This window comes from Desertivirga brevis, assembly GCF_017355835.1.
In genome coordinates, this window is record NZ_JAFEWF010000006.1 from 1 (window position 1) to 25,617 (window position 25,617).

At 41.1% G+C, this 25,617-nt stretch carries 27 protein-coding genes and 1 riboswitch; of the genes, 18 read left to right on the plus strand and 9 right to left on the minus strand.

Annotated elements, in window-relative coordinates:
* Window positions 1–28: 28 nt before the first annotated feature.
* Both tnpB and tnpA read right to left on the minus strand, forming a co-directional pair.
* A complete protein-coding gene (gene tnpB, locus J4N25_RS15185; RefSeq protein WP_207422641.1) occupies window positions 29–358 on the minus strand; it encodes an IS66 family insertion sequence element accessory protein TnpB in 330 nt (109 codons plus the stop codon).
* Window positions 358–633, minus strand: a complete 276-nt coding sequence (gene tnpA, locus J4N25_RS15190) for an IS66 family insertion sequence element accessory protein TnpA (RefSeq protein ID WP_207422642.1) — start codon at window positions 631–633, stop codon at window positions 358–360. Before tnpA ends, tnpB begins: the two co-directional genes overlap by 1 nt.
* On the opposite strand from tnpA, the gene J4N25_RS15195 reads away from it, so the two are divergent.
* The 4 genes from J4N25_RS15195 to J4N25_RS15210 are packed head-to-tail and all read left to right on the plus strand — an operon-like array spanning window position 633 to window position 2,928.
* Window positions 633–1,403 (plus strand): PAS domain S-box protein, encoded by a 771-nt coding sequence (locus tag J4N25_RS15195; RefSeq protein ID WP_207422643.1) that lies wholly within the window; start codon window positions 633–635, stop codon window positions 1,401–1,403. The genes tnpA and J4N25_RS15195 overlap by 1 nt on opposite strands.
* A gap of 7 nt (window positions 1,404–1,410) precedes the next feature.
* Entirely contained in the window at window positions 1,411–1,692 is a 282-nt protein-coding gene (locus J4N25_RS27170) for a PAS domain-containing protein (RefSeq protein WP_207422644.1), read from the plus strand.
* Window positions 1,626–1,904, plus strand: a complete 279-nt coding sequence (locus tag J4N25_RS15205) for a PAS domain S-box protein (protein ID WP_207423163.1) — start codon at window positions 1,626–1,628, stop codon at window positions 1,902–1,904. Before J4N25_RS27170 ends, J4N25_RS15205 begins: the two co-directional genes overlap by 67 nt.
* Window positions 1,882–2,928: a response regulator gene (locus J4N25_RS15210; RefSeq protein WP_242695904.1), complete on the plus strand. Its 1,047-nt coding sequence runs from the start codon at window positions 1,882–1,884 to the stop codon at window positions 2,926–2,928. Before J4N25_RS15205 ends, J4N25_RS15210 begins: the two co-directional genes overlap by 23 nt.
* Before the next feature lie 122 nt (window positions 2,929–3,050).
* Here J4N25_RS15210 and J4N25_RS15215 read toward each other — a convergent pair whose 3' ends face one another.
* Entirely contained in the window at window positions 3,051–5,444 is a 2,394-nt protein-coding gene (locus J4N25_RS15215) for a TonB-dependent receptor (RefSeq protein WP_207422646.1), read from the minus strand.
* 137 nt (window positions 5,445–5,581) lie between these two features.
* On the opposite strand from J4N25_RS15215, the gene J4N25_RS15220 reads away from it, so the two are divergent.
* A complete protein-coding gene (locus J4N25_RS15220) occupies window positions 5,582–6,079 on the plus strand; it encodes a hypothetical protein (protein ID WP_207422647.1) in 498 nt (165 codons plus the stop codon).
* Complete coding sequence (locus J4N25_RS15225; RefSeq protein ID WP_207422648.1) at window positions 6,076–6,255, plus strand: hypothetical protein; 180 nt, start codon at window positions 6,076–6,078, stop codon at window positions 6,253–6,255. The genes J4N25_RS15220 and J4N25_RS15225 overlap by 4 nt, the downstream gene beginning before the upstream one ends.
* Window positions 6,256–6,339: 84 nt before the next feature.
* Here the strand turns inward: J4N25_RS15225 and J4N25_RS15230 are convergent, their stop codons facing one another.
* Window positions 6,340–7,272 carry a hypothetical protein gene (locus J4N25_RS15230; RefSeq protein ID WP_207422649.1) on the minus strand — a complete coding sequence of 311 codons (933 nt, stop codon included), beginning with the start codon at window positions 7,270–7,272 and terminating at the stop codon, window positions 6,340–6,342.
* Between the two features lie 815 nt (window positions 7,273–8,087).
* Here J4N25_RS15230 and J4N25_RS15235 point away from each other — a divergent pair.
* Entirely contained in the window at window positions 8,088–8,459 is a 372-nt protein-coding gene (locus J4N25_RS15235; RefSeq protein ID WP_207422650.1) for a hypothetical protein, read from the plus strand.
* Between the two features lie 12 nt (window positions 8,460–8,471).
* On the opposite strand, the gene J4N25_RS15240 is transcribed toward J4N25_RS15235, so the two are convergent.
* Window positions 8,472–8,906: a nucleoside deaminase gene (locus J4N25_RS15240; protein ID WP_207422651.1), complete on the minus strand. Its 435-nt coding sequence runs from the start codon at window positions 8,904–8,906 to the stop codon at window positions 8,472–8,474.
* Window positions 8,907–8,994: 88 nt separating this feature from the next.
* On the opposite strand from J4N25_RS15240, the gene J4N25_RS15245 reads away from it, so the two are divergent.
* A complete protein-coding gene (locus J4N25_RS15245; RefSeq protein ID WP_207422652.1) occupies window positions 8,995–9,195 on the plus strand; it encodes a hypothetical protein in 201 nt (66 codons plus the stop codon).
* Window positions 9,196–9,295: 100 nt separating this feature from the next.
* On the opposite strand, the gene htpG is transcribed toward J4N25_RS15245, so the two are convergent.
* A complete protein-coding gene (gene htpG, locus J4N25_RS15250) occupies window positions 9,296–11,179 on the minus strand; it encodes a molecular chaperone HtpG (RefSeq protein ID WP_207422653.1) in 1,884 nt (627 codons plus the stop codon).
* Window positions 11,180–11,376: 197 nt separating this feature from the next.
* A riboswitch (cobalamin riboswitch) is annotated at window positions 11,377–11,565 on the plus strand.
* Window positions 11,566–11,652: 87 nt separating this feature from the next.
* Between htpG and J4N25_RS15255 the strand changes: the two genes are divergently transcribed.
* The 3 genes from J4N25_RS15255 to J4N25_RS15265 all read left to right on the plus strand — a co-directional run bounded on the left by J4N25_RS15255 (window position 11,653) and on the right by J4N25_RS15265 (window position 14,247).
* Entirely contained in the window at window positions 11,653–13,554 is a 1,902-nt protein-coding gene (locus tag J4N25_RS15255) for a TonB-dependent receptor plug domain-containing protein (protein ID WP_207422654.1), read from the plus strand.
* A 177-nt stretch (window positions 13,555–13,731) separates the two neighbouring features.
* A complete protein-coding gene (locus tag J4N25_RS15260; protein WP_207422655.1) occupies window positions 13,732–13,884 on the plus strand; it encodes a hypothetical protein in 153 nt (50 codons plus the stop codon).
* 117 nt (window positions 13,885–14,001) lie between these two features.
* Window positions 14,002–14,247: a hypothetical protein gene (locus J4N25_RS15265; protein WP_207422656.1), complete on the plus strand. Its 246-nt coding sequence runs from the start codon at window positions 14,002–14,004 to the stop codon at window positions 14,245–14,247.
* A 94-nt stretch (window positions 14,248–14,341) separates the two neighbouring features.
* Here the strand turns inward: J4N25_RS15265 and J4N25_RS15270 are convergent, their stop codons facing one another.
* Window positions 14,342–16,636, minus strand: a complete 2,295-nt coding sequence (locus J4N25_RS15270; RefSeq protein ID WP_207422657.1) for an ATP-dependent helicase — start codon at window positions 16,634–16,636, stop codon at window positions 14,342–14,344.
* A 219-nt stretch (window positions 16,637–16,855) separates the two neighbouring features.
* Between J4N25_RS15270 and J4N25_RS15275 the strand changes: the two genes are divergently transcribed.
* Both J4N25_RS15275 and J4N25_RS15280 read left to right on the plus strand, forming a co-directional pair.
* Window positions 16,856–18,298 (plus strand): M48 family metalloprotease, encoded by a 1,443-nt coding sequence (locus J4N25_RS15275; protein ID WP_207422658.1) that lies wholly within the window; start codon window positions 16,856–16,858, stop codon window positions 18,296–18,298.
* Between the two features lie 17 nt (window positions 18,299–18,315).
* Window positions 18,316–18,723, plus strand: a complete 408-nt coding sequence (locus J4N25_RS15280) for a VOC family protein (protein WP_207422659.1) — start codon at window positions 18,316–18,318, stop codon at window positions 18,721–18,723.
* 3 nt (window positions 18,724–18,726) lie between these two features.
* On the opposite strand, the gene J4N25_RS15285 is transcribed toward J4N25_RS15280, so the two are convergent.
* Together J4N25_RS15285 and J4N25_RS15290 are read right to left on the minus strand one after the other, a co-directional pair.
* The gene (locus tag J4N25_RS15285) at window positions 18,727–19,368 is read right to left on the minus strand and encodes an AlbA family DNA-binding domain-containing protein (protein ID WP_207422660.1); all 642 of its coding nucleotides are present in this window, start codon (window positions 19,366–19,368) and stop codon (window positions 18,727–18,729) included.
* A gap of 24 nt (window positions 19,369–19,392) precedes the next feature.
* The gene (locus J4N25_RS15290; RefSeq protein ID WP_242695905.1) at window positions 19,393–19,884 is read right to left on the minus strand and encodes a YiiD C-terminal domain-containing protein; all 492 of its coding nucleotides are present in this window, start codon (window positions 19,882–19,884) and stop codon (window positions 19,393–19,395) included.
* A gap of 89 nt (window positions 19,885–19,973) precedes the next feature.
* Between J4N25_RS15290 and J4N25_RS15295 the strand changes: the two genes are divergently transcribed.
* From J4N25_RS15295 to mtaB, 5 genes are all read left to right on the plus strand, one after another.
* On the plus strand, window positions 19,974–20,234 hold the full coding sequence (locus tag J4N25_RS15295) for a hypothetical protein (RefSeq protein WP_207422661.1): 261 nt from the start codon (window positions 19,974–19,976) through the stop codon (window positions 20,232–20,234).
* A gap of 131 nt (window positions 20,235–20,365) precedes the next feature.
* Complete coding sequence (locus J4N25_RS15300; protein WP_207422662.1) at window positions 20,366–21,589, plus strand: MFS transporter; 1,224 nt, start codon at window positions 20,366–20,368, stop codon at window positions 21,587–21,589.
* Window positions 21,590–21,609: 20 nt separating this feature from the next.
* On the plus strand, window positions 21,610–22,506 hold the full coding sequence (gene hemF, locus J4N25_RS15305) for an oxygen-dependent coproporphyrinogen oxidase (protein ID WP_207422663.1): 897 nt from the start codon (window positions 21,610–21,612) through the stop codon (window positions 22,504–22,506).
* A gap of 360 nt (window positions 22,507–22,866) precedes the next feature.
* On the plus strand, window positions 22,867–24,063 hold the full coding sequence (locus J4N25_RS15310) for an aminotransferase-like domain-containing protein (protein WP_207422664.1): 1,197 nt from the start codon (window positions 22,867–22,869) through the stop codon (window positions 24,061–24,063).
* Between the two features lie 107 nt (window positions 24,064–24,170).
* Window positions 24,171–25,490 (plus strand): tRNA (N(6)-L-threonylcarbamoyladenosine(37)-C(2))-methylthiotransferase MtaB, encoded by a 1,320-nt coding sequence (mtaB, locus tag J4N25_RS15315; protein ID WP_207422665.1) that lies wholly within the window; start codon window positions 24,171–24,173, stop codon window positions 25,488–25,490.
* Window positions 25,491–25,617 lie beyond the last annotated feature (127 nt).

A 25,617-nucleotide genomic window follows, 5' to 3' on the forward strand; every position in this document is an offset into this window, starting at 1 on the left:
CCGCTTTTAAACAAGAAAAAAGGCACTTTTATATCTGATAACGGCGCAATTGTCTGCTCTTTTGTACCTGTATCCCTTCAATCATTAACACCAGATCTGCCCAGCTTAACTCCTGTCTTTTAGGTAAAGGAAAGCTGCCTTGTTCCAGGCGTTTGTAGTATAATACAAAGCCTCCGTGTTCCCAGTGCAGTAGCTTTATATGGGTACGCTGGCGATTTAAAAAAACGAATACATCTCCGCTGGTAGCATTTCTGTTCAGTTCAGAAACCACCAGACCGCATAATCCGTCGAAGGATTTCCGCATATCACAATAGCCCTGATAAAGGAAATAACGATGAGAGGAGTTCAGGCTGAACATTAAGCCAGACGGATCAATTCAGAAAGAACCGGAATATGGGAAGCATTAATCTTAAGACGTACTCCGTTAGGATAGATTACTTCAATGCTTTCTGATATTGGTTTAACCTGTGGCTTTAGTGCAATGAAGCCCGCACATGCATTTTCTCTGCTGCGTGCCACCCAATTAGCAAAAGTAGTTCGCTTTACTCCAATCTTTTCGCAATAAGCTTTTTGTGTTAGTCCACTCTCTTTCCATTGCTGCACCGCCTGGCGCATTTGTGCTACTTTCTTCATTGAGCAAAGAAACAGTAGATTTAGGTGCAAGTAAAGATGGGGTTAGCCGGGCGCTTACCTACCAGATACTTAGAAGACTTGTAGCAAGTTTGAAAGACGGTCATACCAATATTTATTTACCTAGGGATTTAAGAGCTCAATACTTGTCAACTTCCCCGATTCGATTAAAAAGGGTGCAAGGAAGAATATTTATTGAATCACTGCTAAATGATACTTTGATAGGTGCAGGACTTTCTGAACGGGATGAGGTTCTTGAAATAAATGGTGTGAACGTGATTGATTACGGAAGGCGGAATATTATGCCATATGTATCCACCTCAACCCAACAAGAACTACTAAACCGGACCTATACAAATGAATTGCTCTCCGGTTCGGAGGACGAAGCACTGGCTTCACCAGCCAACGGACAGTTTGAGGTACGAAGTTGTCGGGGCGGTATTTTAATCGAAATTAACAATGCATCATTAGCTGTACTAGGGTACAAGCCTGAAGAACTAAAGGGGAAAAAATTGTTGGATCTTCTATATGAAGACGATAAGAGCAATGTTCTAGCGGCTCTTCAGGATGCCGAAAGAGGGCTAATTGTTTCCCTTTTAACAAATAATTTCTACCATAAAGCTGGCCACATACTCACAATAGCCTGGACAATTACTTGGGATGAGGAGGAAGCTTGTGCCTTTTGTATCGGCCGCGATGACACAGACAGGTCCTTGAGCCTGGAGCAATTGGAGAAACAAAAAAGGATTCTATCATTCCCTAGTCGAAAATAGCTCTGAGTTGCTCACTCTACTGGATGCTGAAGGGAATTATCTATTCACGGGTCCCTCTTCTTTCAAGATACTGGGTTATCGTCCTGAAGATTTGCTGGGCAAGTCCGGATTAGATTTGATCCATCCTGAAGACTATCCACGGATTAGACAGCTTTGGGAAGGCTTTAAAGAAAAGAAAGCTGGCAAAGTGATTGATTATCCTATACGGACGGCTTCAGGGGAATGGATCTGGCTAGAGATAGTGGCTGCAATCATCTTGATAACAAGGATATTAGAGCGATTGTCTTAATTTCCAGGGATATTTCTGATAGAAAAGCAAAGGACCTGGAAATAGCGAAAAATCAGCAAAAGTACCAGTCCTTATTTGATCACCATCCGGATATGGTCTACTATCAGGATAAAGACGGTTACATTCTTGATACCAATCCAGTAAATGCAAGGATCTATGCAAAGTATGGTATCTCAAAGGAATCCGTGGTTGGTAAGCACGAAACTTTTTAAAGCTTTTTCCCAGGTCGATTCCTCAACTACCCGCCAGTACGGTGGTACGGGATTAGGACTTGTAATAAGTGAGCGACTTATTCACTTGATGAAGGGGAAAATAAGCGTTGAGAGCGAGGTTGGAAAGGGAACCACATTCTCCTTCACCATCATTGCAGAGCCGGCAAGATCAAAAAATGCCAGGGAGCAAGCTGATGCTGTTTTTCTGCCTGGAAAGAAATTGCTACTGATAGACGATAACTTCACCAATCGTTCTAACATGAAATTGATGCTTGAAGAATGGGGTCTGTGCGTCAAAACAGCCGCTTCTGGCAAAGAGACCCTCGATATTGTCAAAGCAGGAAATTCTTTTGATCTTGTGATGTCAGATTATGGAATGCCCGGTATCGACGGATCTGCCTTGATCAAAGAACTTAATAAAATCTCCTTCCGGTCACCAATAATCCTGATGGCTTCTGCAAGCGATGGACGATTTAAAAGGCATGAACAAGTATCTGGGACAATTTTATCCAAGCCTATTAAACCTGCTCAGGTTTATAAGCTATTGCAGCAATATCTTGAAAATGATATAAAGTCTTTAAAGTCCTCCGTTAAAAGTTCTGGAATATTGGATGAGCGATTTGCTGCTGAAAATCCTTTAAGAATCCTACTCGCCGAGGACAATCTGATTAATCAGAAATTGGCGGTAAGGATATTGAATAAGCTTGGATATCACCCTGATGTAGCAAACGATGGAGTAGAAGCACTGGAAATGCTCCCCAAAAAAGAGTATGATCTTATCCTTATGGATGTCCTTATGCCTAATCTCGATGGTTTAGAAACAACAAAGAAAATTCGTCGCGAAGGAAAGTATAGACCTAAGATAGTGGCAATGACTGCTAATGCCTATCCTGAAGACAAAGAGGCTTGTTTGGCAGCAGGAATGGATGGCTATTTATCGAAACCAATACAAATGGAATCTTTTATTGCAGCTTTAAAAGAAATGTCGAGGATAAATAACACCAAGCTATTTAAGCAATACTAAGTGTAATGCTAAAATAGCTTGGTAATTTTTAAGGTTTGGAAACAATCGTAGGTAGAGATGCTCTGTAACCTCCTTTCAATCAAAGAGTAGATGAGGTTACAGAGCACAACCTAAATGGATCTCTAGAACTCCCAACGATAGAATAAATTTGGAAAAATCCCTAGAGCCTCGTATCCATTCTTCACCTCCTGCTTCTCCTCATCATACCATTGACCTGTCATATAAGTTTTTCCTGTTACGTTGAGAATATCCAGGCCCGTACTCCAGTTACTGGAGGTCCGGTTCTTTTTATAGGCGATCTTCAAATCTGGCTTGAAGTAAAAGGCGTCCTTCAGGCTATATGGATTTTGGTGATCACGTACCGTATAACCTTTTAGTTTCGACTGCGCTAAATCAACAGGAGTAAAATGAGCAGGACCTCCTGCAACCATCTTCACGTTTAGCTGGATCACATTATTCTTTCTGCTACCTACCTGCCATTCTTTACCACCAGCAAACGTTATGAGATATTTGCGATCGAAGGCAGTAGAATGTTCGCGACCGAGAATGTCAGTGTATAGAGAGCGGAAGAGGGAGCCGGTCAACATATAATACGAGCCCTTGTTGAAAAAACGTTCAACTGTAAATTCCAGACCGTAGTTTTTACCTTTTCCCTGGTTGAAAAGCTGGTTGCCACTATAATTAAAGCCAGATGCATTGATGCTTGAATACGTCCCCTCATCATTAAATCCTACTGGTACATCGAACAGCGACTGATAATACGTTTCTGCCTTGAAGCGGACACGTGACGAAAGGGTCCAATCATAAGCCATCACTAAATGGTGGGCTTTACTTAAGTCTAGATTTTTATTAGCCAGACTAGTGCCGCCTGAAGCAGAAGTAACTTGAGTGAAATACGTTGAAGGTGTTTCTAATCGGCTATGCAGTCCGTAACCTGCTGAAATACTTTTGTTTGCAGAAACTTTTAAAGATGCACTCATACGTGGTTCAATAGAGTAGTTTCCGTTCAGGTTATACCGTAGGAAATGCAATCCTGAAACCAGAGTTAAAGCATTTGTGGGACGAAATTTCCACTGCCCAAAGGCTTGAACATAAGAAGAGTTCCCTTTGCGGTCTAACAACACCTCACGTTCTCCCCGTAAGGAATCGATGGAAACCATTACATAATTATTGAAATTGAGAAGGGAAACATCTCCTCCAAGACGAATAGTGTTTCTATTACCCAAACGATAATTCAAATAGCTGCTAAACCGGACAGCAGAATTGGTGAAACGCTCTTCATCCCGCAAGTGAGCGATATAGTCATTTGACAGGGAGTCTCCCCGATATGAATTCCTGCTTAAGTTGTATGATAAGCCTGAGTAGATATATCCATTTCTAATATTATGGGTATAGGTTATTCCTGTAATTGCTACCTTACTGTTAGTCTTTTCACTAAAGCGGTTGTACTTGTTCTCTTTCCAAATTGTAGAATCTTTCTCTGCAGGAGAATTGTTAGTACCGTCGCCACCAACACCGTAAAAGGTAACCATTCCTCGTTTCACCGGGAAGTTCATATTGAAGATCAAGTCCTGATAAGAGGGGGCGAGGGAAAGTAAGCCTGCCTTTTCTGCAAGCGAAAGCGATGAATAACGGTATTTTAACAAATAAGAAGCCTTGCTTTTAGCAGAGAACGGTCCCTCGGCTCCAGCTTCGATACCTAAAGTACCTACCTGGAAATTGTATTCGCTCTTGTCTGGATTTCCTTTACGCAGGCGGATATCGAAAATTCCCGAAAGAGCATTTCCGTACTCAGGGGCAAAGGCGCCAGTAGAAAAATCGGAATTTGCCAGTACGGAGCTCGTAATCATACTTATTCCACCAAAGCTGGAACCTTCCTCTGAAAAGTGGTTAGGATTATAGGTTTCCATCCCAGCGATACGCCAAAGTAAACCTCTGGAAGAATTTCCCCTGATGATGATTTGATTATCTACTGCGCCACCTGACTGTACACCGGGATATACCGCAACTGCCCTTGAAGGGTCGTCAACGCTTCCCGCGTAACGCTGTGTTTCCTCTACCGAAAACATCCTGCTGCTAACCAGGGCCATATCATTTAAAGGACGTTCTTTCGCCGCTTTTTTGTTCCCAGAGATCGTAATTTCCTTAAGCATTGTCAGGGCAATTTCCATTTCCACATTTAGGATTGTCTGCTTTCCTGCAGATATTTGAACATCGGACAGATCAACAGGGGTATAACCTACTTTGGTGATCCGTAGATCAATTCTGCCTAGCGGGATTTTCTCCAGCTGGTAAAAGCCCCGCTCGTCAGACCTGGTCGAGGCGTTTGGAATTTGCTTTACGGTAACGGTTGCATTATTAACGGGAGCTTTTGTTTCCTTATCAATTAGTTGTCCCTTTACAACTTGCAGCGTTTGGCTAACTGCTTTGCCTCCAGTAACAAGGCTTAGAAATGTAATAAGAAAAAGGCACAAGAATATTCTAGAGTAAGTGCCGGAGTAGGATAGTAGGGTCATTTTTGTCTTAAAATTTAAAATGAGACAAAGAGAATTGCTTCTACCCCTATTGATACGAAAATTTTTTAAAGCCTGTTTGCTGAAACATAAGACTAAAGAACACGTAACATGTTCCTAATCAGTGTAAAGTAAAAGTAATGAGAATAGTTTTTGGGACCGCTTTCTATGGTAAAATAGCATCTTTAAGTCGGCAGTGGATAGAAACCAAATTTTTTCACGTATGGTTTATTCCTCTGTTTCCAATAAGTTCAATTCTCGTTACCTCAAAGGAATTCAATAGTAGAGGTGGAATTGAATTACCACTTTCGAGGAAGAGCGTATGTGCTACCTATATGCGACTCGTCACCCTTTTGTTTGTGCTATGGTATGCGGCGCAAGTTACTGGGATTTTTAGCCTATATTATTATTCAACCAGGGAAGAAGCACAGGTTGCATACCTGTGGCTGTGTGGTAAAACATTACTTTCTATCGCAGCTTGCATCTATCTTTTCTTCTTTTTTGGAAAAACGACACCAGAGGAAGCTCTTATAAGAGAAAAAGTAGGAAGGGTTACTGGAATTTATGCTCTTCCAGAATGGTTTGATTTCATCACTGCCAAAGACAAATTGAGGACTTTTTGTATGAGTACCAAATGAAGTACCCTGATTCAGATTGGCAATCTGATCTGCAAAGCACTAAACCGGACCAGGAAAAGATCCCTCATCTATACGCCATCGCATTATTTAATTGTATGGTGTATGATCTGCCGGAAAATGAACAGCTTTATTTTAAAGCAGATAGTTTATACAAGCCTCTGGCTGAAGATAGGTAAGGATTAACCGGGTTTCAGAATCCCCTTTCAATTTGAAAATAGTGATTAGCCTGATGCTCAATAAATAAACTTCTCACATAATCGCTAGAACCGTATATCCCCTTTAGGTAAGTCTGGTGCTACCGAAGCTTCCTTCTCTGCAGGTTTTGAATCAGCTTCTTTCGTTTTTTCGGCTTTTCTGCGTAGCCAGGCTATTTTAGCAAGACTGAAATGGCCCAGGTAGCCCATATCATGGTTCACGTATACCGGCAGCTCTGTTTTTACCACATTTTTAGCTTCTTTTGATTCGTTAAAAGGCAGTTGCCATAAATTCAAAATTTCTCCAGGGCTCCACTGGACAGTATTTATTGTTTCCCTTCCCCCTTCAAAACCAGCTTTATAGGCATAGATCGACATACTAACTGCCACTAGTCTCCCTTCTGGCAAGGCCTCATCAAACACTACGGCGCCACCTTCAAAAGCTCGGTCATAAGTGATCCTTATTTCTTTAGCGGCAATATTACTATACACCCTCTGTTTAAAATCAAAAGCAATCACGAGCAATCGGATGCCATATTCTTCGGCGTAGGGTGCTTTAATGTCTTTCTTTGCCATAGGAGGAAGGTTTACAATAACTTTATTATCTTCACTAAGCTCAGCTGAAGGCCTTATTTTCAGAACTTTATCTAATGGAGAGTTATTGTTGAATTGAAACCCTTTTAAAAAGCTTAGATCGGCGTCGTGAATGTCTCTTTCGCCTATTTCTTTTGTAGAAGCAAAAACAGCATTTCTTACAGCCTTTGTAAAACGGTTGATCATACCTCCATCATAGGCTTTGTAAGCCCAGCCGAAAGCTGTTCGGATCACTCTTGCTGTACTGCTGCACATACCGAATTCTAAACTTGCTTCTTTAGAATTAAGTGTTCTTTTAGCTTTTCTTTTAGGCTTCGACTGAATTACCTTTATGCCTCGCCACATGCGATACACATTGGGGCCGATAGAACCGCGAATATTTCCTTTTTTATCAACTGTAGCCATAAGGGAGGTTTTTTTAGTTAAAAAATCATTACTTTTGTTTTACAAAATTAACCAGTAAGAGCCTGTCTGTCAATGAAAAAGAGAGTGATTCTCGTCACTTTTCTCTTATATCCCCCAGTATATAAATAAGTCGTACGGTTAACCCCCGGTTGAAGACTAGTGCTTACCATGTTCTGTATGAAAGCATTTAGAAACCAGGACAAGGCTTTATTTTGTCCACGTTATTATAGTAAAAGGTGGACTCAATATGGATTTAATCAGGATTCAATTAGGGCTCATACAGAGCCAGGCCAGAAGCAGGGGAGATTCATTGTACTACTCGGTGAGAGTAAATATTAGTTTAGTTAAAAAAGGAGAAATTGTGGTATCCTCGATTGAAGGGATACTTTTTGTATGAGATGAATTTTCAGGATTTCAATTACCGAAGGCGATTCATTTTTCTTCCAATATGGCGAGATTTTGATCCCGTTTCCCTATCTCAAATATAGGATTTTTTTGAATGAGTGAAGTTTTCCGCAAAGATTTTTCAACCAGATGGTGATGAAAATTTATCAAGGATGTGCTTTTTATTTTTTTAAAATTTCAGCAAACAATAAGCTCTTTTTTGACTTTAATAAGCAGTCTGAAACGCAGGCTCTTTTTTGTTGAACATCTACCAAATCTTCAGCTCAAATAAACCAAGTACTTAAAGGAACAAAAAAAGAGCCAAGTCAAGACCTGGCTCTACATCTACCTATGAAAAACATGTCCTCTTGGAAAGGACACCATTAGTACGTTTATTTGAGCTTAGAAGTTACATTGAATATCTAATAATAATGCAGGAAAGCACTAAGTTTAAGTTCTCGCCCATCGCCATCGAGGGATTGAAAATGCAGGCGGCTGAAAAAGAGTCAATTGTATTGATTGAATTGCTGAGCCACAAATCTGTTATAGAAGATTTGCTGGTGAGTTACTATTTCAAATCGAGAGGAAGGATTTATAATGTGCGGATCAATAAACCTGTTTTAGATGAGAATTGCAATGGCACCTTTAAGACAACCTATACAGTTGGGCACTTTAATGCATGTGCCGATGTTGACAGCAATGAAGAAGAGAGCATGCAAATAGCAATTAGCGCAGATTTGGATTCTGGCTCAGTTATACTTACCGGCGAGTATTTCCCTGAAAGGGAGCCTGACGAGATTTGAGAACAATGGAGCCTATAACTCCATTATATCTTCGTTCCAAAGCTCTGGTTTCTCATTGATAAAATCCTTCATCATTTCGATACATTCAGGAAGGTTCAGGTCAACTACCTCTACTCCATGAGATTCCATAAATTCCCTTGCTCCGCTGAAGGTTTGTGATTCTCCAACAATCACCTTGGGTATTTTGAATTGAACGATCGTTCCCGCACACATAAAACAAGGCATAAGGGTTGAGTAAATTACGGTGCCTCTGTAACTACCTATTCTGCCAGCATTATTAAGGCAGTCCATTTCTCCGTGAAGAATAGGATTATTTTCCTGTACCCGTTTGTTATGCCCCTGGGCTACAACGTTTCCATCCTTCACCAGCACCGAACCGATAGGAATACCTCCCTCTGATTGTCCCTTCTTTGCTTCTTCTATAGCTAATTGCATGAATTCATCCATCACTTGAAAATTTTAATAAGATAACAATTATACTGGTTAACAGGATAAAACTTTAAGGGTTGTAAAAAAGTTATATCCCTAAACACTTATGAGAGCACATACAGACGAAGAAATTTTAGAGAAAGCTGCCGCTCAAGAGAAGCGCCAGGATATGGTAAAGGATAATAAAGTAGACATTGCTGTTGATCTTGATGATGAAAATGGAACTTGTCATACTTACGTAGTTACATTTCAGCAGGAGAACGATAGTTGGAAGTGTTTACAAATTGAAGAACTAAGTTCCTTATGATCTAAGTAATAAGGTGGTTAGGAACATTAACAATCTGATAAGCCTTTAGCATAAAAAAAGCGGCACTGGGGCCGCTTTATTCATTCTATAAAAAGTAATTTTATATAAGTTCAACACTTCTTTTAACAAAGTCTGTCAGATCAGAACCTGTCAGTAAGCCTTGGGAAAGTAATGCCAGATCAAATGCCTGCTTTGCAAGTTTTTGCTGCTCCTGCTCATCCGTAGCTGAAACGATACGGGAAATAAGCGGGTGATTTCCATTAACAGCTACTTTATAGTTGTCAGGCAAGCTTCCATAGAAACTCATTCCTCCACCCATCTGAGCCATATCTTTCATCCTGCGCATAAATTCGTCTTGTGTGATATGCACAGGCAGTTCTTCAGGACTTAAGCTTTCTATCTCTACCTTCATGTTTGGTTTGGAAATAGTGCTTTCGAAGATGGTTTTTACTTTTGTAGTTTGTTCTTCGGTTAATACGTGTGCCGGAGCATCGTCTTTCACGATCAGCTTGTCTACTACATCCGAGTCAACCCGTTTTAAAGTCGTTTTCTCCAGTTTTTGCTCAAGGTGACTAATGAAGTGGTTGTCGATAGGCGAGTTCATCAACAATACATCATAATCCTTTTTATTTGCAGACTGGATAAATGCGTCTTGCTTTGCAGCATCAGGGGTATAAAGATAAACTACAGTGTCGTTTTTATCTGTTTGAAGTGGCTTTACCTTTTCCTTGTATTCTTCTAGGGTAAAGTGTTCGTTCTTTGTATTGGTTAAAAGGGTGAAGTCTTTTGCTTTTTCATAGAACTTCTCATCGCTTACAAAACCATATTTTACGAAAAGACCAATGTCCTGCCATTTTTCTTCGTAGGCTTTACGGTCTTTTTTGTATAGTTCTGAAAGTTTATCCGCAACTTTTTTAGTGATGTAGTTATTGATCTTTTTAACGTTGCTGTCTGCTTGCAGGAAGCTTCTTGAAACGTTCAAAGGAATGTCTGGTGAATCGATAACACCATGAAGAAGCATCAGGAATTCAGGCACGATATCTTTTACCTCATCAGTAATGAACACCTGGCGAGAGAATAACTTGATCTTGTTGCGTTGGAAATCAAAGTCGTTTTTAACCTTAGGGAAGTAAAGGACACCGGTAAGATTGAATGGATAGTCTACATTCAGGTGGATCCAGAATAAAGGGTCTTCGCCGAACGGATACAATTCCTTGTAGAATTCTAAATAATCTTCGTCTTTAAGCTCGGAAGGTGCCTTAGTCCAGATTGGGCTAGGGTTGTTGATGATGTTATCAACTTCTACAGAAGTATATTTTGGCTTACCTTCTTCATCTTCACCATCGGGCTCTGATTCGGTTTTTGTTCCAAATTTGATCGGAACTGGTAAGAATTTACAGTATTTTTCAAGGATCTCCTGAAGCTTAAATTTACTTAAGAACTCCTCGGATTCAGCGTTAACATAAAGCGTGATGTCTGTACCTCTTTCTGTGCGGCTTCCGTCGGTGATTTCAAACTCCGTGCTTCCGTCGCAGATCCAACGTGCTGGTGCAGCACCTTCCTGGTAAGATAAACTATTGATCTCTACTTTGTCTGCAACCATAAAAGCAGAGTAGAAACCTAATCCGAACTTACCGATCAGTTCGTTCGCATCTTTAGCTTCTTTGAATTTTTCAACGAATTCTGTAGCTCCGGAGAATGCAATTTGATTGATGTATTTTTTAATTTCATCAGCTGTCATTCCGATACCTTTATCGGAAATGGTAATGGTCTTTTTCTCTTCATCGAAAGAAACCTCCACCTGTAAATTGCCCAATTCGCCCTGGTATTGTCCTAATGAAGACAGACGTTTTATTTTCTGTGTTGCATCAACTGCGTTTGAAACCAATTCCCTTAAAAATATCTCATTATCAGAGTAAAGGAATTTCTTAATTATCGGGAAGATGTTTTCGGTGTGAATCGAAATTGTGCCTTTTTCTTGCATAGTTGTACTGCGATTAGATCTTATTTCGTCCTGTTTCCTCAACTGGTGTTCCAAACGTAATCAGATTGTCAAATTGGCAGAAAGGAATTCAATTAATTAAGTCAGGGATCTCGGAACCTGTCGAAGCTTCTTCTGTTTTTCGGCACGCATTTGTGTTCAGTGACGAAGATCAAATTGCATTTCAAATCTAAGTTTATACATTTGCGCCCAATTTAGGTCCCCGGTCATGCCGACCGGGGTTAAAAGGGAACTGGGGTGAGAATCCCCGACAGTCCCGCTGCTGTGTTCTCCATAAAACGGAATTCATTCTAGAGCCACTGTTACAAAAATGGGAAGGCGAATTTCCGGGAGTAAGTCAGAAGACCTGCCTAAATAATATAATATTCAGGGCTTTCGGGGATTGAAGCTATGAGTGATGGTACCCTTCGTGTATTCTCATTTGTATTTATTTACCTCCTATGCTCGTCACATGTATGAAGAGTAAAAAAATTGTAGTTGCTGCCGGCCTGGGGCTTGCACAACTCGCGCTATCAGTGCGCGCTTCAGCACAACGGGATTCATTACTGAAAGAGGTAGTTGTTACAGCTACGAAACTAGATCAGAAGCAATCTCAAACTGGAAAGGTAATCTCTGTTATTACGGCGGAGGTTTTAGGAAGAAGTCTGGGTAAGACCCTTCCGCAGGTTCTGAGTGAACAGGCCAGCGTTCTTATTCCCGGAGCACAGGGTAATTATGGAAAAGATAAGACATTATTTCTGAGAGGCGCAGGAACTGCTTACACACCAATCTTAATTGATGGGCTCCAGGTGAATGACCCTTCTGCTATCGGCGCAACTTTCGATCTCAGACTACTACCGGTAGAGCAAATTGAAAGAATTGAAATTTTAAGAGGGGGACAATCTACACTTTACGGTTCGGATGCGGTTGCCGGTATCATTAATATTATTACTAAAAAGGGTGGCTCCAGTCCTTTAAATGCTACAGTTACGGCAAGTTGCGGGAGTTTTGGTACCTACAGAGGAGCTGTCGCTCTTTCTGGCGCAAGCAGCAAGCTTTCTTATAATCTGAACTATTCGCACCTGCAGTCTGATGGTATCTCGGAGGCAAAAGAGGTTGGAGGTCTGCCTTTTGATTCAGACCGGTTCATACAGGATGGGGTTAACGCCTCTGTAGGCTATAATCTTAATGAGAAGTTCTTTTTCCGTCCGTTTTTTCAATACCAATATTTCGATTCACAGTACGATAGCGGCGCATTTAGTGATGTTGACGCTTCAGGTATTCATAACGTGGCTTATACTCACTTCCTTTCTACCGGGTTGAGTTCCACTTTCAAGTCTGGCTCGTCGAAAGTCACTTTGAACTATAATTTCTCCAACACAGACCGTGTCTATAAAAGCTCTTTCCCGGGGACTTACGAAGGCAATATGCATTTGGCCGACTTGTTTTTGAATCAGAGACTAAGCTCCAAAGTTCAGCTTTTGGCAGGAGTAGAAAACCGGTTCACACGGGTATTTCAGTCAGGTGCAGAAAAGGAAAGACCTGAAGCTAATCTGATCAGTGCCTATGGCTCTCTTTCTGTAAATAGCCTTGCTGATCACTTGGATCTGGAACTGGGAGGGAGAGCAAATAATCACAGTGAGTATGGAGCAAATTATACCTATTCGGTAACGCCTTCTGTCAACTTCTTTGATAATAAGCTGCGTTTATTTGGTACGATCAGTACAGCATTTAAGGCTCCTACCTTAACTGAGCTATATGGAGCCTTTGGCGCAAATAAAAATCTTAAACCTCAAAAAGCCGACAATTATGAAGCAGGTTTTTCTATAAAGCCTGCTACACGGTTCGAACTACGTGTTACAGGGTATGAACGTTACCTGAAGGATGCTATCGTATTTGGTGCTGCCGGATATGAGAATATTGCTATCGAAGACACGTGGGGAGCCGAGATTGAACCTACTTTCACCAGCAGATATGTCGATGTTAAAGGTTTTTATGCTTTTTTGAAAGGGAAGAGCTTTACAAGAACGGAGACCGGGGAGAAGGTACTTATCTCGGAGGATCTGTTAAGAAGACCAAAGCATTCCGCTGGTGTATTTATAGGATTGAAGCCTTCTCAAAAGATCTATACGAGCATCAACTTCAGGAATTATGGAAGAAGGGCAGATGCTTATTTTGATGATCAAACCTTCAATACTATTTCACTGCGGCAAAAGGCTTACCAGTTACTTGACTTGTATGGCGAATACAAGTACTCTTCAAAATTCAAACTTTTCCTAAACGTGAATAATGTACTGGATGAGGACTATCAGGAGGTAGCTGGTTATTCTACCATGGGAACGAATTTTATGTTCGGCCTCAATTACATAATAAAATAAATAGACTCCAGGGCAGGGCAACCTAATCCATCTGCAAAACTACTGTAAAACGAATCGTCCACAGGGCGATTCGTTTTTTTCTTTCAGGAACATCACACTTCAGTCCTTTGGCCTAATAATTGTATTTTCTTTTGAGACGAGGTACAAAACCTCTTTTATCTCGAAAAACTACGCTCTATGGTATTTAATGCGAAAAAAAATTTCCGGCTCAGGGAGGAGCAGGAAATTGTCAATGAGAAAGAAGTAATAGACAATCATAACGAAGATTTAGAATCAGGCGAACCCGATTATTATTCATTTTGGGACGATACCAATGAGAATGATGATTAACTGTGCGTGTTCAATAGCTGAAGTATCATAGCATGAAAGATACACGCAGTTTAAATTATCCAAACCTATTGGCACAACAATTGGTTATCCCTAATAAATCATCTAACTATAAAAAATATGGCAACTAATTTCAATCCAGAGCACTCAGAAGGGCCAGTGGCCAGAATGATCGAAGAGCAAACAGCAAAGCTTCCATCTGATTTATTTTTATGGACTGCAGGTGCAGCAATTGCAGCTTCATTAGTTTTGCAGGTTGTTGGCAGAAAACCTAAAAGTTTATTTGTTGGCCAATGGGTAGCACCATTCTTGTTACTGGGCTTATATAACAAACTTGTAAAACTTGAAGGCCACGAAGGCGCTTAGTTTTAAAATAAATAATCCGGACCTGGTGTCCGGATTATTTATTTATAAGATGTTCTATTTTATCTTCCCTTATACCTTTAAGTAAATCATGCACCTAGGTTACTATCCTCAGTTTGGCAAATTTCAATAATAGCTGCTTATTGCCCAATCCCTGAAAAAATATCGTTGCTTTAATATCTGGTCTTGAGCCTTCAAGGCTTATAACCTTTCCAAATCCAAAGCGTTCGTGTTCTACTTCCATACCTACTTGTAAATTACTGGTGTCTGATGGCGTGAATCCTTCTGAAGGAACGTGTGCTTTGGGAAGAATTGCAGTAGTTTTCGGTGGAGCGGTAGCTGGTTTTGGTTTAGAGAATACGTCTTTAGTACCAGTAGAAGGCTGTCTGCTCCAGGCAGAACGCTCTCCGTCAAAAAATGGATTTTCAGCAGATGCTTTTTGCTGCTGTTTAAAGTCAAGTTCCAGGAACCTTGCATCAATCTCATCAATAAACCTGCTGGGTTCACAGCTGGTTAAATTTCCCCAGCGATAACGTGAAGTTGCATAAGAAATAGTAAGCTTTTTCTCAGCACGGGTTATGGCAACATAGAATAAGCGTCGTTCTTCCTCCAGGTCCGACCTTGAGTTAAGCGACATCTGGGATGGGAAGAGATTTTCTTCCAATCCTACGATATATACATGCGGAAACTCTAGTCCCTTGGAGGAGTGGATCGTCATTAGGCTCACCGTATCAGCATTAGGATCCTTGTCGTTATCATCGTTGGTTAAAAGGGCAACATCCTGCATAAAGACATCTAATCCTCTTTCCTCAATGTCTTCGCGTTCGCTGAACTCTTTAATACCGTTCAGTAACTCCTGAATATTCTCGTAACGGTTTAAGCCTTCAACCGATTTGTCTTCATAAAGGTCTTTTAGCAATCCTGAATGCTGCGAAATATGTAAGGCTGCATCGTAAGCTGAATTGTTCTTAGCGAGCACCTGGAAACTTTGGATAAGGGTTCCGAAGTTTGCTACAGCAGTGGCGCTTCTTGGCTCGAGGTATTGCTGCGCATTAACTACAACTTCCCAAAGGGTAACATTATTTTTATCTGCCGCTACAATGATCCTGTCTACTGTTGTATCTCCAATCCCGCGTTTAGGATAGTTGATTACCCTTTTAAGCGCCTCTTCATCATTAGGATTAAATGTAAGTCTGAAGTAGGCAATAAGGTCCTTGATCTCCTTCCGCTGGTAGAAGGAAAGTCCACCGTATATTTTGTAGGGAATATTAAGCTTTCTCAAGGCCTCCTCCATTGCTCTTGACTGAGCATTGGTACGGTAAAGGATAGCGAAGCTCTTATACTTGAGGCCTTTTAAAGAACGCTCCTGCATTATACTTTCAGCAACGATCTTTCCTTCTTCATTATCGCTAAATGCACGGGCAATCTTGATACGGTCGCCTTCCTCGTTTTCAGAGAATACATCCTTTTTCAGCTGATTGGTGTTATTCGCAATAATGCTATTGGCAACGTTTACTATGTTTTGAGTAGAGCGGTAATTCTGCTCCAATTTAAACACTTTCAGATCTGGATAGTCCTTCTCAAAATTAAGGATGTTCTGGATATTGGCACCACGGAAGGCATAGATACTTTGAGCATCATCACCCACCACACAAATGTTTTCTGTAATGGCTGCGAGCTTTTTTACAATCAGATACTGGGAAAAGTTGGTATCCTGATACTCATCCACCATCAGGTACTTGAACTTGTTCTGATACTTGTACAAGACATCCGGGTGTTCACGAAGCAATACATTGGTTTTGAAAAGAAGGTCATCGAAATCCATTGCACCAGCTTTAAAACAGCGTTGAGTATAGGTAAGGTATATCTCACCTAGTTTGCCTCTGCCCGATGAAAAGTCCTCGGCCTGGATATGCTCATTCTTCATGTATTCGGCAGGAGAGATGAGGTTATTTTTTGCAGAAGATATGCGTCCGTAAACGAAATTTGCATTATATAACTTGTCGTCCAGCTGATACTCTTTCAAAATCGCCCTTAAAAGGCTTTTGCTATCATCCGTATCGTAGATGGTGAAGTTGGAAGGGTAGCCAATTTTTTCAGCTTCCACTCTCAAGATCTTTGCAAAGACAGAGTGGAACGTACCCATCCATATATTTTTTGCCTCGGGACCAACCACACTGGTGATCCTTTCCCTCATTTCCTTCGCCGCCTTATTGGTAAAGGTAAGTACGAGGATGTTGAAAGGGTCAACTCCCGATTTAATTAAGTGCGCAACACGATAGGTAATGACCCGCGTTTTCCCTGAACCTGCACCTGCTACAATCATTACCGGGCCCTTGATCTGCTCAACCGCGGCCCTTTGTGAAGGATTTAAACCTTTTAAATAATCCAAACCTGCTCCTTTTTTGAAGGGTGCTAAATTAAGGAATGAACGCCATTTATCCTGATAAAAAGAGCGCTTGTTTTTAAACACCTTATCAGCAGAACTGAAGGCTGCACGCTGCTGCTATGAAGGACTTGGAGGTGTGACTTAAGTTAAATACTTTTAGCACGCTGGACCTTATATTGCGCTTGGCTTAAATTTTGCGCTGTAAGATTAAAAGAAATGCTTATGATCAAATATATAACTTATGTGTGTTTGGCCGCAACAGTCGGCCTGTTCGACATGTGCGCTGTAAATCCCGTTACGGGAAAAAAGCAAATTGTGCTTATGTCTGAAGAGCAGGAGCTTGCTATGGGAAAAGATGCTGATCCTCAGATCTTGCAGGAGTACGGCTTATATGAAAATAAGGAGCTTCAGGATTTTATCAATCAGAAAGGGAAGGCGATGGCTGCTGTCTCTCATCGCCCCAATATCCAGTATAACTTCCGTATCGTCGATTCTGATATCCTTAATGCTTTCGCCATTCCTGGGGGCTATGTCTATTTCACAAGAGGTATAATGGCACATTTCAATGACGAAGCTCAATTTGCGGGGGTACTTGGTCACGAGATCGGACATATTACAGCCCGGCATTCGGTTATACAACAGAGAAATGCTACACTTAGTCAGGTAGGACTGATCGCTGGTATGATAATCGCGCCTCAATTGGGCGACTTTGCTCAAACGGCCTCTCAAGGGTTGAGCTTATTGTTCTTGAAATTTGGCAGGGATGACGAACGCCAGGCCGATGATCTGGGAGTAGAGTATTCATCCAAGATAGGGTATGATGCTGAACATATGGCTGGATTTTTCAATACTCTAGACCGTCAATCAAAGCAAGGTTCGGGAGAAGCACTACCAGAGTTTTTATCAACTCACCCAAATCCTGCCGGGAGAAATGCGGCAGTTGCAAAGGCAGCAAAGGAATGGAAATCCAAACTTGGCCTAAGCAATCCACAGGTGAACAGAAACGCTTATCTGAAAAGACTGGAGGGACTTATCTATGGTGAAGATCCACGACAAGGCTTTGTAGAAAGCAATGTATTCTATCATCCCCAGTTGAAATTCAAGTTTGGTATACCAGCTGGCTGGGCTACTCAAAACTCCCCTTCCAGGTTCCAGATGGCTCCTAAAGACGGTGGTGCTTTAATGATATTAATGCTGGCTCCGGGTAAAACACTACAGGAAGCGGCTGCGAATGTGCTTAAGCAATACAATTTAACAACAGTTGATAGCCGTGAGACCACTGTAAACTCTTTGCCAGCCTATGCGCTGGTTGCTGATCAAAGGCAAGAACAGGGTAATACACTGCGAACCTTATCTTACCTGATCCAGTACGGTGATACTATTTATCATCTTATCGGCGTTACCTCTGCAGCCGACTTTAATAATCGTGTTAACCTCTTTACTTCTACGATGCAAAGTTTCAGTAAACTAACTGATCCGGCAAAGTTGAACAAGAAACCGGAACGCGTGCATGTGAAGACATTGAGTCAGGCTACTACTTTTGAACAAGCTCTAAAAACCTACAATGTACCAGCAAAGCGCTATCAGGAGTTAGCCATATTGAACGGTATGGAGCTTAAAGATCGCTTGGAAAAAGGAACACTTATTAAAGTAGTAGGCGAGTAATTTTCAATACAAAGAGAATGCAGAGAGTTAGCACCTTCCTTATGTTTAGCGGCGATATGTGTGGAAAAGCAAAGGAAGCAATAGATCTATATACATCGTTAATTGCCGGTTCTGAAATTAAAAGTATTGAATACTTTGAAGCTGATGAAGGCGGCGGAAACGAAGGCGATGTGAAGCATGCAGTATTTACATTGGGAGGCCAGGAGTACCTGGCCTTCGATAGTGCTATGGGGCACAAGTTTTCCTTTACGCCCTCCATTTCTATCTATGTATCCTGCGAGACAGAGGAAGAGTTGGATAGACTATTCAAGGGCCTTTCTCAGGATGGCGCCATCATGATGCCCCCAGATAATTATGGATTTAGCAGAAAGTTTACCTGGATAGCAGATAAATACGGTGTCTCCTGGCAATTGAACCTTGCCTAAGTTTTAACAAGCGGTATAGAATTCCTCTTTTTCTGTTGTATGCAAACGTATAACTCCAGAAAGTACAAGGTTTACCAATATTTTCTGAGCTCTTCTTCTGCTTAAATTAAGCATCTGGCTATATTCTTTAGCTGTTATACGTTCATTGTTGTCTAGGTATTCAAGCAAGGATTGTTCTTTCGACGAATACTCGATCAGCACACCCTCTTCCTTTGACTCTCTTTTTAAAACGTCTACTACTATCTTGCTTGCGAGCAGACTTTTATCCTTTACCCGGATGTAAACCCACCATTTCTTGTCTTCTCCGAGGGCATAGTGTGGCTTGGTGTCGCTTTCTTTAATATCAGCTACCAGTACTATTTTATCGTCGATATATACTTCTTCAAAATAGGGTTCTATAGCAGGTTTGCAATAGAAGGTGCCCGCTTTCTGAAGCATGTACTTTTCTTCTTCTTCGGACTTAACTCCCTTAATATCTCCATTATCTAATACGCCCACTAATAGCTTTCCACCCTTATTATTGGCAAATGCTACCAGCGTTTTAGCTATTTTCTCACAGGAAGTGATAGTTTTTTTGAAATCAAGCGATACCCCTTCTCCTTCAAAAATCAGCTGTTTTATATGATGCGGTCTTAATCGATTCATCTGGTATTTAAATCTCCCAGTTCTTTAATTGTTTGATTTCCCCTGTAAATACCGGATATATACTTCGTTCTTTACAAGGGCGCAGAGTTGTTGCTCTTTGTCGTAAACCTCTATCGTGTTTTGCTGTAGCAGCTTTCCAAACTCACTTAATTTAGTACAAATATCTAAGATCTCTGCTTCTGTAATATTAATTTTAAAATAAAGGTCCTTATACGCAGGCTTTACAAATTCAATCTCTGAGCGTTTTACCCAGATTTTGGTTCGTATCCCTCTGTTAGCCAAAAGTTCATGAAATAAGATAGGATGAAAAGCATCTGTAGCGCTAAAGATAGAACCTCCGAATATTGAACGGTTGTAATTAATATTTAATATACTTTTTAAAATTTTGACCTCTACACCTGTAAATCCTTTTTCGAATTTTTTCACCCACACACGTTGCAGTAATAGGGGCGGATAAAATCGTAATAGCCATTTTAAGGTATTTTCGGAGACACGCATGCCAACGAATATCTGCATTTAAAGCTTAGAGTTGAAATTTTTGCAGTCCTAAAACTAATATTGGCATGAACGTTGAATCTATACTTAGAGATTTTAAATACATGCTTATGGAGACGAGATTTCTTAAAGTTCTATTGGTTGTAATTGCTGCTTCTTTCGCTAACGCCTGCAGCAGTGGTGGTAATCAGGGAATGAACGAAGCTGGGTCGGCCGACTCGGATTCGATGGTGAATATAGATACTCAGTGGGTGGATACAACAGGTGCAACTGCTCCTGGAGCCACAAGAGAGGCGATGGATTCAGGAAGTTTAAACCAGGATACTTCTTCAATGAAAGGTCCGGGTAAAGTGCCAGTACCTAGTCCTTAGTTAGATTTTAGACTACTGCTAGCTGTGCCCTTCTCCCTTGTTGGTGTAGTCACCAACAAGAGAATCGCGGCTATTACACCTTTTCCGTTTTCAATTTTATTCGTAGTTTCAGCCCCTCCAATTATGAACGTATGAGTAAAATTGATTCTTCCAGAAATGTTATCTTTCTTGTTATTGTTGCAGCTCTGGGCTATTTCGTGGATATCTATGATCTTGTGCTTTTTTCGATTGTAAGGATAGAAAGCTTCAAGGACCTTGGAATAGCCGACGACCAGATGCGCGTAATGGGGGAGTATGTGATCAACATGCAAATGGGAGGTCTGCTGATAGGTGGTATTCTTTGGGGAATAATGGGCGATAAATTAGGGCGTATCAAAGTTCTTTTCGGTTCTATCCTAATGTATTCCCTGGCTAATATAGCCAACGGTCTGGTTAACGATATCGATACTTATGCCTTCGTAAGATTAATTGCGGGAATTGGGCTTGCAGGAGAGCTTGGAGCTGGGATAACGCTGGTAAGCGAAAGCATGAGTAAAGAGAATCGTGGGTATGGGACCATGATCGTTGCAGGGGTTGGATTATTCGGAGCAGTTCTGGCTAATCAGATACATGAGATGTACGATTGGCGTACCGCTTATTTTGTAGGCGGGGGATTAGGAATGGTACTTCTGTTCCTAAGGGTTGGAACTTTCGAATCCGGAATGTTCAATGAGGTTGCACATAAGAAGGTTGAAAAGGGGAATGTGATGCTGATCCTGGGGAAACCAAAGAACTTATTTAAATATCTGAACTGTATTTTTATCGGAGCTCCTCTTTGGTTTGTTGTAGGTATACTGGTAACACAATCGCCAGAAATAGGTAAAGCCTTAGGCGCAACTGAGCCATTGAGTGCAGGTAAGGGCATAATGTATACTTATATAGGTATTGCTATCGGTGATATCTTCGCTGGCTTGCTTGCCCAGGCTACTAAGTCGCGGAAAAAAACAATGTTTGTCTTCCACATATTGTCCATACTTGCTATTCTTGTTTACCTGTCAAGCAAGGGTATGGATAGCACCAGATTCCTTTGGTTATGTTTGTTCCTTGGGATATCGGTAGGCTACTGGGCTACCTTCGTAACTATTGCCTCTGAACAGTTTGGAACTAATATCAGGGCTACTGTAACTACCACTGTACCTAATTTTGTGAGGGGTGCTTTAATTCCTATTACTTTCCTTTTCGAATTTTTTGTTGAGAAGTTTAACATTATCACAGCCGCGTATATCCTGACTATACTGCTTTCTACCCTGGCTTTGTTTTCTCTTAGTCAGTTGCGGGAGAGTTTTGGTAAGGATCTTGATTACATTGAACAGTAATATTTAGCATCTTTGTCGCTATGATTAGCAAAGAAGAAATTGCCGCAGACTATCAGGTGATCCAGGACGAGATCTGTGCAGGATTGGAAGCCCTGGACGGGGGTGCAACCTTTCAGCAGGAACTTTGGGAACGAGAAGGAGGCGGCGGTGGCAGAACCCGCGTTATTCAAAACGGAAACATCCTTGAAAAAGGAGGCGTGAACTTCTCTGCAGTTTACGGGCAATTACCAGAGGCTGTGAAAAAGTCATTCAAAGTGGAGGAGGACGACTTTTTTGCTACAGGTGTGTCTATCGTTATTCATCCTAATCATCCGCTTGTTCCGATCATTCACATGAATATCCGGTACTTCGAAATGAATGAAGATATTCGCTGGTTCGGGGGCGGTATAGATGTTACCCCTCACTACGTATATGAACAGGATGCTCGCTTCTTTCATCAGTATCTAAAAGAAGTTTGTGACCATTATAATCAGGAGTTTTATTCCAGGTTCAAGAAATGGGCAGACGATTATTTCTTTATTAAGCACCGGGAAGAGACAAGGGGGATTGGTGGAATATTTTATGATCGTTTGAATCCTAAGACTGCGGGAATTGGCTGGAGAAAGATCTTTGAGTTTTCAAAAGAAGTAGGACGATCATTTGTGCCTATTTATAAAGAGTTGGTTAATCGTCATAGAAATGAGGTTTTTACAGAGCAACAGAAGCAATGGCAATACCAACGTAGAAGTCGCTATGTAGAGTTTAACCTGGTTTATGATGCAGGTACCAAGTTCGGGTTAGAAACGAACGGTCGTATTGAATCTATATTAATGAGTCTTCCGCCACAGGCCAATTGGGCGTATAACTTCAAGCCGGAAGCTGGAAGTGAAGAGGAAAAAACATTGTCTCTACTTAAAAAAGGTATCGATTGGGCCTAAGAAATTTAAAAAATATTTTTGTTCAATAGCGGGATCTTCTATATTTGAAAATAAGACATGACAATTAACAAAGTAAATATCGCAGTAGTCGTAGCAGTGGCCATTAAAGCCAGCTGACGGGGAGCGTATTTATTTTAAACATACAGCAAAAGCCCGTCCCGAAAAGACGGGCTTTTGTTGTTTTAAGCAATTATGAAATTAACAGTAGTAAATATTAATCTTTCAGTAGCCATTATTGCAGTGGTTGTGGCTGTCGTGTGTCCATGGCGGGAGGATTGATAATTAAAAACTTTAATAGTCGAAGCCTCCCGCCAAAAACGGGGGGTTTTTTTATGCAGAAAAAAAATCAACAGAATCAATATGACAGTAGAAACCCCACACTATCAATTTGCGGAAAGGGTACAGCAGGTACCGCAATCGTTTATCCGTGAAATCTTAAAAGTAACAAGCAAGCCCAACATTGTTTCTTTTGCAGGAGGGCTGCCTAATCCTTCACTCTTCCCAGTGCAGGAACTGGAGAATTGTGCCGCAAAGGTATTTCAGAAGAGGGGAGCGCAGGTTCTTCAATATTCTGAAACAGAAGGTTATTATCCTTTACGGGAATATATTGCAGCTCGATATCATCAGAAGTTTGGCTTAAATATCTCAGTAGATCAAATCCTCATTACCAGTGGTTCTCAACAGGCTCTCGATCTTTTAGGGAAGGTGTTTCTGGATGCCGGTGACAAAGTCCTGCTCGAACGTCCGACCTATCTCGGCGCCTTACAGTCTTTGTCCCTCTTTCAGGCGCAGTTTGAAGAGGTGACTTTGCATAATGATGGGGTGGATCCAGACGAGTTTGAAGAGAAAATGTTTAATTGTAATCCTAAGCTCTTCTATTGCATCCCCAACTTCCAAAATCCTACCGGTCTTCATTATTCTGAAGAAAAGCGAAGAATGGTTGCAGAGATTTCCTCCCGTTATCCTGCAATGATCATTGAAGACGATCCTTATGGCGATATTTCCTTTTCTGATAAAAAAGCCCTACCTATTTATGCCCACCTGCCCGAGAAAACTATCCTGCTGGGCTCGTTCTCTAAAACCGTTGCGCCAGGATTACGGGTTGGCTGGATGGTTGCCCACAGAGACATTATCCGGAAGGCAACGATAATGAAACAGGCTTCCGATCTGCATTCAAATAATTTATCCCAGCATATTCTGTTTGAGTTCCTTTCTACCTATGATCTGGACCAGCAAGTATTTAAAATAGTTAAGCAATACAAATACCAGAGGGACGTGATGTTGAGTTGCATAGAGGAATACTTCCCGGAGAACGTTCAGTACAATCGACCTGAAGGGGGAATGTTTACTTGGTTAAGTTTACCAAGCACGACCCATGCACGCGATTTCCTTGCCAAAGCGATCGAGCAAAACGTCATCTTTGTGCCGGGCGATAGTTTTTATGCTTCATCTCCGGATCCCCAGACCCTTCGTTTAAACTTTTCAAACGTTAGCGATACTGCAATGAGAGAAGCTCTTAGGAAACTTGGAACAATTCTGGAATACACTAACTGGTGATATTTAATTGAGAAGAGTCGGGGTTTTCTGACTCTTCTCAATTATGACTTTATTGCAGTACTTTAATAAATTTCAATTTCAGTTTTTAGTATCTTTGCGCCTTGATTATGAGCAGGAAAGTAGCATTCTATACGCTGGGTTGTAAGTTAAATTATTCAGAAACTTCAACAATAGGGAGACAGTTTAAAGCAGCTGGATTTGAAACTGTTGAGTTTACAGATAAAGCTGATGTTTACCTGATCAATACCTGTTCAGTAACTGACAATGCGGATAAGAAATGCCGTAAGGTGGTTAAGGAAGCATTAAAGCATTCACCAAATGCTTATATCATGATCGTGGGTTGCTATGCACAATTAAAACCTAAAGAGATCTCTGAGATACCAGGAGTTGATATTGTGCTTGGTGCAGCTGAAAAGTTTCAGCTTATCGATTACGTTAAAGACTTTACTAAACAACCAAAAACCCTGGTTTTCAATCAGCCTATTGAGGAAGCTAAGGAATTCGTAGCTTCTTATTCTTATGGCGATCGTACCCGTACTTTTTTAAAGGTGCAGGATGGCTGCGATTACTCCTGTACTTTCTGCACTATTCCCCTTGCTCGCGGGTCAAGCAGAAGCGATACAATTGAGAATATTGTTAAACAAGCCGAAGAAATTGCGGCTTCAGGAGTTAAGGAGATCGTATTAACAGGAGTTAATATCGGAGATTTCGGAATCAGGGAAGGAAAGAGGGAAGACCGCTTTTTTGATCTTGTAAAAGCATTGGATGAGGTTGAAGGAATTGAGCGGTTCAGGATCTCGTCTATAGAACCTAATCTTTTAACCAACGAGATCATCGAGTTTGTTTCTACATCAAAGAAGTTTGTTCCTCACTTCCATATCCCATTGCAGTCTGGTTCTAATAAGATTTTAGGACTAATGAGAAGACGTTATCGCCGGGAATTATATGTAGAAAGAGTAGCGAAGATCAAGGAGATAATGCCGGATTGTTGTATCGGTGTGGATGTGATCGTAGGTTTCCCTGGTGAAAGCAGGGAAGATTTTATAGATACCTATAATTTCCTGAACGATCTTAATATTTCTTATCTCCATGTGTTTACCTACTCTGAAAGGGAGAATACTCCGGCAGCAGAAATGGATGGCAGCGTACCCGGATCTCAAAGAGCAGACCGTAGCAAAATGCTCCATATCCTTTCGGATAAAAAGCGCAGAGCTTTCTATGAAACACAAGTTGGAAAAGATGCGGTAGTGCTGTTTGAAGGCGATCATAAGGATGGAATTATGAATGGCTTTACGGAGAACTATGTAAAAGTAAGAGCTAAATACGATCCCGTTGCAGTTAATGAATTAAGAAGGGTGAATCTTACCGGTATTTCTCCAGAGGGCGAAGTGGAGGTTGTGGAGCTGCAGGAAGAGCTGCATCATTAGTAGGGGTGAGCTCTTAGCTGTAAGCTTTGAGCTTTCTGCTTTTCGCCTTGAGCTTTCTTCTTTGAGCTTTCTACTTTTCGCTTTAGGCTTTGAGCTTTCTTCTTTCTGCTTTTCGCTTTGAGCTTTC

Bases quoted from the DNA above. Each gene is read 5' to 3' on its own strand.
- J4N25_RS15215 (WP_207422646.1), bottom strand. From the start codon at position 5,444: ATGACCCTACTATCCTACTCCGGCACTTACTCTAGAATATTCTTGTGC.
- hemF (WP_207422663.1), top strand. From the start codon at position 21,610: ATGATTAGCAAAGAAGAAATTGCCGCAGACTATCAGGTGATCCAGGAC.
- J4N25_RS15275 (WP_207422658.1), top strand. From the start codon at position 16,856: ATGATCAAATATATAACTTATGTGTGTTTGGCCGCAACAGTCGGCCTG.
- J4N25_RS15225 (WP_207422648.1), top strand. From the start codon at position 6,076: ATGAAGTACCCTGATTCAGATTGGCAATCTGATCTGCAAAGCACTAAA.
- J4N25_RS15220 (WP_207422647.1), top strand. From the start codon at position 5,582: ATGAGAATAGTTTTTGGGACCGCTTTCTATGGTAAAATAGCATCTTTA.
- J4N25_RS15245 (WP_207422652.1), top strand. From the start codon at position 8,995: ATGAGAGCACATACAGACGAAGAAATTTTAGAGAAAGCTGCCGCTCAA.
- J4N25_RS15285 (WP_207422660.1), bottom strand. From the start codon at position 19,368: ATGAATCGATTAAGACCGCATCATATAAAACAGCTGATTTTTGAAGGA.
- J4N25_RS15205 (WP_207423163.1), top strand. From the start codon at position 1,626: ATGGATCTGGCTAGAGATAGTGGCTGCAATCATCTTGATAACAAGGAT.
- J4N25_RS15280 (WP_207422659.1), top strand. From the start codon at position 18,316: ATGCAGAGAGTTAGCACCTTCCTTATGTTTAGCGGCGATATGTGTGGA.
- tnpB (WP_207422641.1), bottom strand. From the start codon at position 358: ATGTTCAGCCTGAACTCCTCTCATCGTTATTTCCTTTATCAGGGCTAT.
- mtaB (WP_207422665.1), top strand. From the start codon at position 24,171: ATGAGCAGGAAAGTAGCATTCTATACGCTGGGTTGTAAGTTAAATTAT.
- J4N25_RS15265 (WP_207422656.1), top strand. From the start codon at position 14,002: ATGGCAACTAATTTCAATCCAGAGCACTCAGAAGGGCCAGTGGCCAGA.
- tnpA (WP_207422642.1), bottom strand. From the start codon at position 633: ATGAAGAAAGTAGCACAAATGCGCCAGGCGGTGCAGCAATGGAAAGAG.
- J4N25_RS15255 (WP_207422654.1), top strand. From the start codon at position 11,653: ATGAAGAGTAAAAAAATTGTAGTTGCTGCCGGCCTGGGGCTTGCACAA.
- J4N25_RS15260 (WP_207422655.1), top strand. From the start codon at position 13,732: ATGGTATTTAATGCGAAAAAAAATTTCCGGCTCAGGGAGGAGCAGGAA.
- htpG (WP_207422653.1), bottom strand. From the start codon at position 11,179: ATGCAAGAAAAAGGCACAATTTCGATTCACACCGAAAACATCTTCCCG.
- J4N25_RS15310 (WP_207422664.1), top strand. From the start codon at position 22,867: ATGACAGTAGAAACCCCACACTATCAATTTGCGGAAAGGGTACAGCAG.
- J4N25_RS15290 (WP_242695905.1), bottom strand. From the start codon at position 19,884: ATGCAGATATTCGTTGGCATGCGTGTCTCCGAAAATACCTTAAAATGG.
- J4N25_RS15295 (WP_207422661.1), top strand. From the start codon at position 19,974: ATGGAGACGAGATTTCTTAAAGTTCTATTGGTTGTAATTGCTGCTTCT.
- J4N25_RS15240 (WP_207422651.1), bottom strand. From the start codon at position 8,906: ATGGATGAATTCATGCAATTAGCTATAGAAGAAGCAAAGAAGGGACAA.
- J4N25_RS15235 (WP_207422650.1), top strand. From the start codon at position 8,088: ATGCAGGAAAGCACTAAGTTTAAGTTCTCGCCCATCGCCATCGAGGGA.
- J4N25_RS15300 (WP_207422662.1), top strand. From the start codon at position 20,366: ATGAGTAAAATTGATTCTTCCAGAAATGTTATCTTTCTTGTTATTGTT.
- J4N25_RS15230 (WP_207422649.1), bottom strand. From the start codon at position 7,272: ATGGCTACAGTTGATAAAAAAGGAAATATTCGCGGTTCTATCGGCCCC.